8 protein-coding genes are annotated in these 9,557 nt (G+C 69.6%); 2 read left to right on the forward strand and 6 right to left on the reverse strand.

Features of this window, described 5'->3' with window-relative positions; all coding sequences use genetic code 11:
- Window positions 1-151: 151 nt before the first annotated feature.
- The 6 genes from xrtK to pgl form a co-directional block, all read right to left on the reverse strand.
- The gene (gene xrtK / locus QZY48_RS04200; protein WP_295428115.1) at window positions 152-868 is read right to left on the reverse strand and encodes an exosortase K; all 717 of its coding nucleotides are present in this window, start codon (window positions 866-868) and stop codon (window positions 152-154) included.
- Entirely contained in the window at window positions 855-2,921 is a 2,067-nt protein-coding gene (locus QZY48_RS04205; RefSeq protein WP_295428117.1) for a VIT domain-containing protein, read from the reverse strand. Before QZY48_RS04205 ends, xrtK begins: the two co-directional genes overlap by 14 nt.
- Before the next feature lie 467 nt (window positions 2,922-3,388).
- Entirely contained in the window at window positions 3,389-4,822 is a 1,434-nt protein-coding gene (creC, locus tag QZY48_RS04210) for a two-component system sensor histidine kinase CreC (protein ID WP_295428120.1), read from the reverse strand.
- Entirely contained in the window at window positions 4,819-5,583 is a 765-nt protein-coding gene (creB, locus tag QZY48_RS04215) for a two-component system response regulator CreB (RefSeq protein WP_295428123.1), read from the reverse strand. The genes creC and creB overlap by 4 nt, the downstream gene beginning before the upstream one ends.
- A 79-nt stretch (window positions 5,584-5,662) precedes the next feature.
- Window positions 5,663-6,157 (reverse strand): hypothetical protein, encoded by a 495-nt coding sequence (locus QZY48_RS04220; RefSeq protein WP_295428126.1) that lies wholly within the window; start codon window positions 6,155-6,157, stop codon window positions 5,663-5,665.
- Window positions 6,158-6,193: 36 nt separating this feature from the next.
- Window positions 6,194-6,910 (reverse strand): 6-phosphogluconolactonase, encoded by a 717-nt coding sequence (pgl, locus tag QZY48_RS04225; RefSeq protein ID WP_295428129.1) that lies wholly within the window; start codon window positions 6,908-6,910, stop codon window positions 6,194-6,196.
- A gap of 101 nt (window positions 6,911-7,011) precedes the next feature.
- Between pgl and QZY48_RS04230 the strand changes: the two genes are divergently transcribed.
- The gene (locus QZY48_RS04230; protein ID WP_295428133.1) at window positions 7,012-8,079 is read left to right on the forward strand and encodes a hybrid sensor histidine kinase/response regulator; all 1,068 of its coding nucleotides are present in this window, start codon (window positions 7,012-7,014) and stop codon (window positions 8,077-8,079) included.
- 360 nt (window positions 8,080-8,439) lie between these two features.
- Window positions 8,440-9,396, forward strand: coding sequence for a serine hydrolase (locus QZY48_RS04235; protein WP_295428136.1), 957 nt, complete (start codon window positions 8,440-8,442; stop codon window positions 9,394-9,396).
- Window positions 9,397-9,557: the final 161 nt, after the last annotated feature.

Raw genomic sequence — 9,557 nt, forward strand, 5'->3', positions numbered from 1 at the left:
AACGGTCATGGCACCCGCGCCACCCCGGAACATGAAAGTCCTCTCGACCGCTAGCTCGATGGCCAGCGTGCGGGGCGGCGTAGTCAGGGCTTCCAGCCCTGACTGTTCCAGCCCCGACATCGTCAGGCCAGGATGGCCTGACTACGCACTTTCACGGTAAACGGTTACCGGCCATCCACCGCAGAAGCCGTGCTTTGGCTGGCAGGATGCCCGCCGCACCGATCGCAGCGAGCGGAACTCCGGCCGTCCACAGCAGATGTCCGGGGTCGATGGCGGGCAGGCCCAGCCACCAGGCCCGCAGCGCCGGGAGCAGCAGGTTGACTCCCAGGTACAGACCGGCGGCGACGATCAGGGCCGACTGGACCCGACCCGGACGGGCGAGCAGGGCCCACAGGGCGAGGAAGTAGACGCCGATGCCGATGAGTCGGTGGCTGTCGGCGGGCGTGAGGCCCCCCAGGTGGGCGAGCGCATCCTGACCGTGGACGGCGAGCAGGATGCGCAGGGCGTTGGCGGCCAGGGTGGTGACCCAGGCCGCCCCGGCGGCGATGAGGACCGTGGCGAGCGGAGCGGACCGCTGCCGCCAGCGCCAGCGCCAGAGCCAGGCGAGCCAGACGGTCAGCAGGAAGTTGCCGCCGGCACAGGCCTTCACCAGCACCACCCGGTGCCCGGCGTCCAGCCAGTCCCCGCCGGGCTGCGGCTCGAAGGCGAGACCGCCGACCCGGTTCAGCACCTCGGCCAGGGGCGCGAGCAGCCATTGCAGTTGCGCGGCCCCGGCGAGGCCGTAGCCCTGCTTGAGGGCCACGACCGCCAACAGGACCAGGGCCCAGTGCCAGGCCTGCAACCCGGTTCTGCACTCAGCGCCGACCATGACCCAGCCCCCGGGCGGACCCGGCCGCCGCCGGCCCCAGCCGATTCAGGACCCGCAGGCCCCGATTCAGGAAGGCAACCAGCAGCAGTATCAGCGCCAGCCAGGTAGCCTCCGGCTCCGGCATGGGGTTCGGCGCCAGGGCCAGTTCCGAGACCCCCTGGGGCAGCGGCAGGGGTTGTTGGACGGTGCGGGCCCCGCCCTGCGGATTGGCGATCACCTCATCGACACCGACGAAGGAGGTGTAGCGGGTCAGGAGGGCGTAGCGCAGGCCGAGGCTCAGGATCGCGTCCCGGTTCGCCTCCACGCCCTCCCCCGCCTGGTCCGAAAGGCGTACCAGCCGCTGCCTGGCCCAGAGCACGGGCAGCAGGGCGGCATCCTCCCCACTGGTGGCCTCGGCGAGTGGCAAGGCCGTGCTGTACTCGCCCTCCGCGGTGCGCCCGGTCAGTTCCAGGCGGGCCTCGGGACCGGCGGCGCGGTACTTGCCGAGCACCACGATGGGGCGCTCCGCGAGCATCACCGGGATCTCCCGGGGTTCGAGGTCATAGAGTTCCACCCCCTGGCCCTGGAGCCGGATACCGCTCAAGAGCGGCGCATCGACGTAGCGACGGAAGCGCTCACCGACCTCCATGGCCGCGGCGGAGTCGGTGACGACGAACGGCTCGCCGGCCCCGGCCTGGGCCATGGACTCGATCAGGAAGCGGTTCACCGAGCTGCCGATGCCGAAGGCGAACAGGTTGCTGTCGTTCAGGTTGCGGCGGATCAGGTCGTAGACGCCGCGCTCGGCGCTGATAAAGCCGTCGGTTACCACCACGACACTGCGCGCCAGGTCCGGGGTGCGCGGCAGCGCGAAGGCACGCTCCAGGGCCGCGCCGAGTTCGGTGCCGCCGCCGCCCTGCTGCCCATTCAGCGCCGCGACGGCGCGGCGGATGTTCTCCGGGGTCGCGGCCAGCGGCGTGGGCGAGAGTGCGTCCGAGGCCCCCGAGAAGAACAGGATGTTGAAGGTCTCCTGCGGGCGCAGCCCGGCGAGCAGGCGGGCCATCAGGGCGCCCGCTGTCTGCAGCGGGAAGCCGTTCATGGAGCCGGAGACATCCACGACGAAGAGAAACTCCCGCCGCATGATCTGCGCCGGTGCGACGCGCTGCGGCGGCTGGGCCATCAGCAGGAAGTAGTGCTCCGACTCGCGGGTATAGGTCATGAGGCCGGAGAGCACCTGGTCGCCCGCCAGGCGGAAGCGCAGCACGAAGTCCCGATTCCCGGCCTCGGTCTCGGCGGGGTCCAGGGCGACGTGCGCCGCGCGGTCGCTGTCCCAGCGCGTGGTTACCTTGTGCTGTACCACGCGCAGGTCGCGGATCGGCACCGGGCTCGCCAGGGTTACCGCGATGCCCGTGTCGATGGCGGCGGGATTGCGGCCCTCCTGGTCGGTCTTTGCATAGGGATTGCCGATCCACTTGGCGTCCGACTGGCCCTGGCTGGTTTCCGCGCCCGGGTCGCGGAGCGGGTCGCCGCCGTAGCGCGGCCCGACCACGGTCGGGTAGACCAGTTCATAGACGCCCTGCTCCGGCGTCAGCAGTTCGCTGTAGTCCAGGGTCAGTTCCAGCGCATCGCCGGGCATGATGTTGGCCACGTCCATGGCGAACACATTGGGCCTCTGCTGGTCCAGCAGCGCGGCCCGTTTGCCCTGGGCGGCGGCCTCCTGGAAGGTCCGGGCCGCCTCCCCTTTCTCCTTGATCTCGGCCCGGATCACCCGTTCACCGATCCGCATGGTGAGGCCATGCACCGCGGCGCGGGTGGAGCCGGGGAAGACGTAGCGGGCGTTGATCGGCCGGGTACCGGCGTTGCCATAGCGCTGGGTCACCCGGACCTGGGCGATGGGGCCGTCGATGCGGATCTCGGCATGGCTGGATTTCAGCGGCAACTGGTCGAGGGCCGGGTCGCCGTCCGGGATCCAGAGCCGGGGCGCCAGGCTGCGGTCGCAGCCGTCGCGGTCCGCGGCCGGGACGGGGCCGGACAGGAGGCCCAGACAGACGATGATGGGAAGCAGAACGCGGTACATGGTCATCTCCTCTCGATGGATTGGGTATGACCAGCTTAGGCAGGGGGCGTGGGGGACTCGTGGGGGCTCAGTGAGGGTCCGGTGTGGATTGGATGGGGATTGCGAGGGGATGCGGCCGCTGGGATCGGCTCCAGATCGCATCGGCCCGCTTGGCGAAGGTCAGCGGGGTAGGTCGGGTTAGCGAAGCGTAACCCGACGGCCACAGTGCCATGTCGGGTTACGGCGCGCGCCAGGCTCGGCGCAGATGGCAGCGTCGCAAGAGCGCGCCTAACCCGACCTACCGGCTCGGGGCACTCGGGACGCAGAGCGTCCAAGGATGCATTCCCATGCGGAGCGTGGGAACGAGCGGGCCCAGCGAGCCCCGGAGGCGCCTGACTTTCACAGTAACCGCTTCGCGTCCCGCCTCACTCCTCACGCCTCACTTCTCACTTCTCACTCCTCCCGCCTCACTCCTCACTCCTCACTCCTCACGCCTTACGCCTTACGGGCAAGCTCAGGCTGGCCTCGGCGCCGCCCTCGGGGTGGTTGCGCAGGTCCAGTGCCCCCCGATGCAGACGGGCCACCTCCTGCACCAGATTGAGGCCCAGGCCGCTGCCCCGCTTGCCGGTGTCGGGTCGGGGCGTCGAATAGAAACGCTCGAAGAGTCGCGGCATGGCGTAGTCGGGGATGCCCGGTCCCTGGTCGCGGACGCGCACGCGGGCGCGCTCGCCATCGCCCTCGAGCACGATGGCGATGCGTCCCCCGGCGGGGCTGAAGTCGATGGCGTTGTCCAGCAGGTTGCCCAGGGCCTGACGCAGCAGGAAGCGGCTGCCCCGGACCCGCACCTGGGCCAGTTCGGCGTCGACGGCCAGAGACTTGGCGGCCAGCCAGTGGGCGCGGGCCGCCAGCACCTCGTGGACCAGGTCCGCCAGGGCGACCTCCTCCACCTCCTCCAGGCGGCCCCGACTCTCGGCCCGCGCCAGGTCGAGTACGCCCTCGACGATGCGGCGCAGGCGCTCGGTCTCGGCCGCGATGTTGGTTTCCAGTCGGTGGCGGCGGGCCGGGTCGGTCTCTTCCGCCAGCAGTTCGACCGCGCCCCGGATGCCGGCGATGGGGCTCTTGAGCTCGTGGGCGAGCAGTTGGGAGACCCTCTCGACATGGGCCTTGCCGTCCAATTCGGAGCGCAGGCGCTCCAGGGCCTGGGCCAGGCGGCGCAGCTCGCTGCGCCCCACGATCGGGATGCGGTCGCGTCGGCCCTCGGCCACCTCGTTCGCATAACCCACCAGACGCCGCAGGTCACGGGTCATCCAGTAGGAAAAACCGAGCGCCAGCAGCAGCGCCAGCAGGAACAGCCAGATCGCGGATTCCCAGGCCTGCGACCCCGCCAGGTCGATGAAACTCTGGAAGGAGCGGGCCGGCTTACCCACCGACAGGACGCCCACCAGCCGCCCGTCGCGCTCGATCGGTGCGGCCACGTACATGATGGAGCTGACCTCGTCGGCCGGGTCCTGCCGGGTGGTGCGGGCGCCGTACTCGCCCCTCAGGGTGCGGGCGACGTCCTGCCAGCGCGAGTAGTCCCGGCCCAGGTCCGCGCCGGCGCTGTCGAAGACCACCAGTCCCGTGGCGTCGGTGACATAGATCCGCAGGTTCGGGTCCTGCTTCAGGACCCCGTAGATACGGGCCTGAAAGCGGCGCTGCCGGTAGGCGCCGGCGATCGCGTCGATGCCCGCCATGTCGAGGTGGTCGCCCGCCATGTCCCGGCCGGCCAGCTCGGCCAGGAGGTTTGCGGTCTGCACCAGGGTCTCCTCCACCGACTGGCGCACGCCGGGCACCAGTTCATCGGTGAACAGCTTCATCGCCAACAGCACGGCCACGGCCGCCACGATGACATAGCCGACGAAGAACCTGACAAAGAAGTTCAACCCGAGTCTCCGGTCCCGTCGCCGATCCCTGTTCGGGGCACTTCTCGCATCGGGGCCTCCCGAATCAGGCTGTAGCCCAGACCACGATGGGTGCGGATGGGCTCCAGGTCCGGCGCAAGCAGGGCCAGCTTGGCGCGCAGGGCCTTGATGTGGGTGTCGACCGAGCGCTCCAGGCTCGCCTCGGCGAGTCCCGCCGCGTCCATCAGTTCGCCGCGGCTGAAGACCCGCTCCGGCCGGGCCGCCAGGGTCTTCAGCATCAGATACTCGGCGCGGCTCAGCTCCAGCGGCACGCCGCGACAGCAGATGAGCGCCCGTTCCTCGTCGACCGCGATCAGACGCGGCGGCGCCGACGGCGCCGGCGGCGCGCAGGGCGCGGGCGGTGGCGGGTCGGCAAACCGGCGGCTGCGGCGCAGGATGCTCTTCACCCGGGCGGCGAGCTCGCGGGGGCTGAAGGGCTTCGGCACATAGTCGTCGGCGCCGATCTCCAGGCCGACCACCCGGTCGATCTCGTCGGTGCGGGCGGTGAGGAAGATGACGGGGATGTCCGAGAACCCGCGCAGCGTCCGGCACAGGTCGAACCCGTTGCCGTCCGGCAGCCCCACGTCCAGGATGACCAGGTCCAGGCCGCCGGCCCGCAGCCGTGCCAGGGCCTCCCCGGCGAGGGTGACGTGGCGGCACTCAAGGCCGTCGCGGGCCAGGGCCAGGATCACATTCTCGGCGATGGAGAGGTCGTCTTCGACCAGCAGGATGGTGGCGGTCATGTCGCGGGTCCGGTGTCGATGCCCGTCCAGGCGCGGCCGGCGGCGCCGGGCAACACGATGGAATGATCGGCGTAGTCTCTCAGCCCTTGAACAGGGCTCGGACCGCCGGTTCCAGCGCCGGCCCGACGGCGGCCACGACCACGTTGAGCATGCCGAGCGCCAGGTTCACGGCCATCAGTTTACGCACGACACTGAGCTTGGCCGCGGCCCAGCCCCAGTTCTCGTAACCGCCGGCGATGCGAATCATCTGGCGATAGGGGAAGGCGAAAATCCAGGCGAAGATCAGGGTCATGACGAGCGCGATGCCCATCATGATGTGCACATGCAGGCCGACCTGCTTGCCGTAGGCGGCGACGCCGATCCACAAGCCGCTGACCCAGAGGGTCGCGATCGCCACCCAGACCCAAGGGAAGAAGCGCCGGAAGATCCCGATTGCCAACCCGACGCGCTGTGCCGGGTCCGCCACGCCCTTCAGGGTTGGCCGCACGGCGAAGGTGGCGAAGAACATGCCGCCGACCCAAACGGTGCTGGCCAGTTCATGCAGGGCGAGGGGGATCGCGGCGTTGAGATTCATCACTGCACTCTTTTCATCTTGGTAGACCAACAGCAGTCAGGGGTTTGGTATGGGCACGGCGGGGACGGCAGTGCCGAGCGCGTCACGATCGACCAGGACCCGGGCCCCGCCCAGGGCCGCGACCCGCGCCACCGGAAGCTCGGCGCCGACGCGCCAGGCGGCCAGGGCCGGGGCCTTGTCCGCCCCCGTCACCAGGATCAGCAGCGCGCGGGTGGCGGCCAATGCCCGCGGCGTCAGCGAGACGCGCCGCGGCGGGGGCTTGGGCGCGTCGTCGACCGGGATGACCAAGGGGCCTGAGGGGACCGCATGGCCGGGGAAGAGGCTGGCGGTATGTCCGTCCTCCCCCATGCCGAGCAGGACGAGATCAAACGGGAGCCGCGGTTCCAGGATCGCCTGATAGGCCGCGGCCGCGGGCGCGGGACCGCGCTCGGCCGGGATCAGATGCAAATTCGCGGCCGGGATCGGCACCCGGTCGAGAAAGCACTGCGCGGCGGCCAGACTGTTGCGACCCGGATCAGCGGCCGGCAGGCAGCGCTCGTCGCCGAAGAAGATATGCCAGCGGGACCAGTCGGCCGCCGCGCCGACGAGTCGTGCGTAGGCGGCGAGCGGCGTGCGCCCGCCTGCCAGCACCAGGTGGAAACGCCCGTGCCCGCGGATGGCAAGCTCCGCGGCCGACAGGATAACATCCGCCGCCCGGGTGGCGACCTGTTGCGCGTCGGCGAGCATCTCGAAGCCGACGGGACCCTCTGACATGGCGCTTTGCTCCGGCCTTCTTTACACTCCCGGGCATTTTGCCGGCCGGTCTCGCCGCCGCCGAGCCTCACTTGCCAGCCAGGGACCCAATGAAAATTCTGTTGGTCGATGATTCGAAGTCCGCCCGCTACGCCTTGCGCCTCCAGCTTCAGCGCTGCGGCGTGGAGGTCGAAACCGCGGCCTCCGCGGAGGCCGCCTTTGAACTGCTGAGGGGCGACCTGCCGGACGCCATCCTGATGGATCACATGATGCCCGGCCTCAACGGCTTCGAGGCGCTCGAGATCATCCGCGCGGACCCCCGTACCGCGGCGATCCCGGTGGTCATGTGCACCGCCCATGAGGACGCCGACTTTGCCGCGGCGGCCCGGCAGCGGGGTGCGGTAGCGATTCTACCGAAGTCGGCGGCCCAGGAGAAACTCCCGGACCTGCTCGAGCGGCTGCGCACCGGGAGCGACCGGCACCCGTCCCCGCCCGGCACGGGCCCCGTGCCGACACGTCCGCCCGTCCTCGCGGTCGTCCCCAGGTCGGCCGCGGACCAGGACCCGGAACTGACGCGGCTGATCGAGAAGGCGGCGGGCGGACTCATCGACGAACGCATCGAGTCGCGGGTGGTCGGGCTGATCGAGCCGCTGCTGCGGGACCTGGAGATTAGCCTCTCCGAGCGCCTGCTGGCCGCCTCCCGGCAACTGATCGAGTCGCGGCTTGCCGAACTGCTGGACGGGCTGGAGGCACGCTTGGCCGCTGAGCGCGAGGCCGGCGTGCGGGCGCACACCGGGCGCCTCAGCGCCGAGCTGCGCACCGTGGCCGACCATCTGGTCCAGGAGGCCCTGCCCGATCTGGTCAGGGTCGAGGTCGAGGTGGAGCGCGCCCAGGTCCTGGGTCTGGTCGATCAATACCTGCGTGAAGCCACGGCCCAGGGTTCAGCCACCGGGGACCGGGCCGAAGAGCGGCTGGCCGGGCTCGATGCCGCCATCGCCGCCAAGGCCAGAGAGGTGGCCAGGCGCGAGGCGAGCGAGGTCGCGGAGGGCGCCGTCGTGCGCGCCCGGCGGATTGCCGAGCAGACGCTACGCCAAGTCCGCGCCAGCCTGACCTTCGTCTACCTCGCGATCCTGGGGGCGGCCCTGATCGGTGTCCTGGCCGCGGCCGCCGGCTATTTCCTGCAACAGTAACGGCCATGGCGCCCGCGCCACCCCGAAAGATGAAAGTTGCGGTCGCCATGGCCGTTCCCTCACCCCGCCCTCTCCCAAAGGGAGAGGGGGAATTGGAGCGCGCTCCCGGCGCGACTTTCACGGTAAAGCGGCCCTCCGCGGCCTGCGGCGCTGCTTGAAGTAGCCGCTAGATACCTCTGACTTGTAATGCATTTCTTGCACCCGGTGTCCTTGCTATCAGCAGGACATCCGCCTATGCTTTGAAGCGATTGCCGCCGCGCAACGGGCGCCTTGCAGCGGCCGCGGATTCCCGTGCCGACCGCTGACCCGGCCCGTCGGCACTGCGGCGGCGTTTTCGACCACTTTGGGGGAGCATCGAGGATGTATGAGCAAACGCCTGACAGCGATCATCCGAACCTGTTCAATCAGCAGTTTTTTCTCAATCGACGAGGGTTTCTCGCGGCCCTGGTCGCCACCTCGGCCGGACTGCTGTGTGGGGCACCGAGCTTCGCCCGGGCCGACTACGCCGCCAGTTCCGGCTTGCAGCGCCAGGTCGCCGAACTGCTGGGCCGGATGAAGGCCGGCGGTCTGATCGGGGCGAACGAGCGTACCGCCTGGTCGGTCTATGATTTCACCACGGGCAAGAAGCTGGTCGCGATCAACGAGGACGCGCCGCGGCAGGCGGCGAGCATGATCAAGCCCTTCGTTGCCCAGGCCTATTTTTTCGAGGCCAAGAACGCACCGGGGCGGGTGCGCTATACCGAGGACGTGCGCGCGACCATGGCGCGCTCGATCCAGCACAGCAACAACGGCGCCACCAACCGTCTCATCGACCTGGTGAGCACCCACTCGTCCGGGCGCGGGCCGCGCGACGTCGAGGTCGTCCTCAAGAGCAACGCCCCCACGGTCTTTCAGCAGACCCGCGTGGTCGAGAAGATCCCCGCCAACGGCCGCACCTTCCGCAACCTCGCCTCCGCCAACGACTACACCCGCTTCCTGATCTCACTCTGGCAGGGCCGCCTCCCCTACAGCGAGGAACTGAAGTACCTGATGGGCCTGCCCAACCGCGACCGCATCCGCCAGGGGGTCGATGCCATGCCGGACTCGGTGCGGGTCTACGACAAGACCGGCTCCACCTCGCAGTTGTGCGGCGACATGGGCATCATCGAGGCGCGCAACCTGCGCGGCCAGCGTGTCCCCTATGTCTTCGTCGGCATCATCGAGCGGCCCGACAGCGCAAGAAACTACGCGACCTGGATCACCCGACGCAGCAACGCCATCCGCGCCGTCTCCAATCTGGTCTATCTGGACATGAAGGACCGCTACCGGTTGGAGTGAGTCCCCCGGGGCCGGTACCGTGCTGGAGGCTGGTGGCGCGAGGCGCAACATCCGATAGGGTGCGATCAGAACTGATGTGGCGACCGAGATCCCGGGTACGTTGTCGTTGTCGTTGTCGTTGTCGTAATCGAATAATCCGACCACGATTACGACAACGACAA

This window comes from uncultured Thiodictyon sp. (assembly GCF_903828115.1).
Taxonomy (GTDB): domain Bacteria; phylum Pseudomonadota; class Gammaproteobacteria; order Chromatiales; family Chromatiaceae; genus Thiodictyon.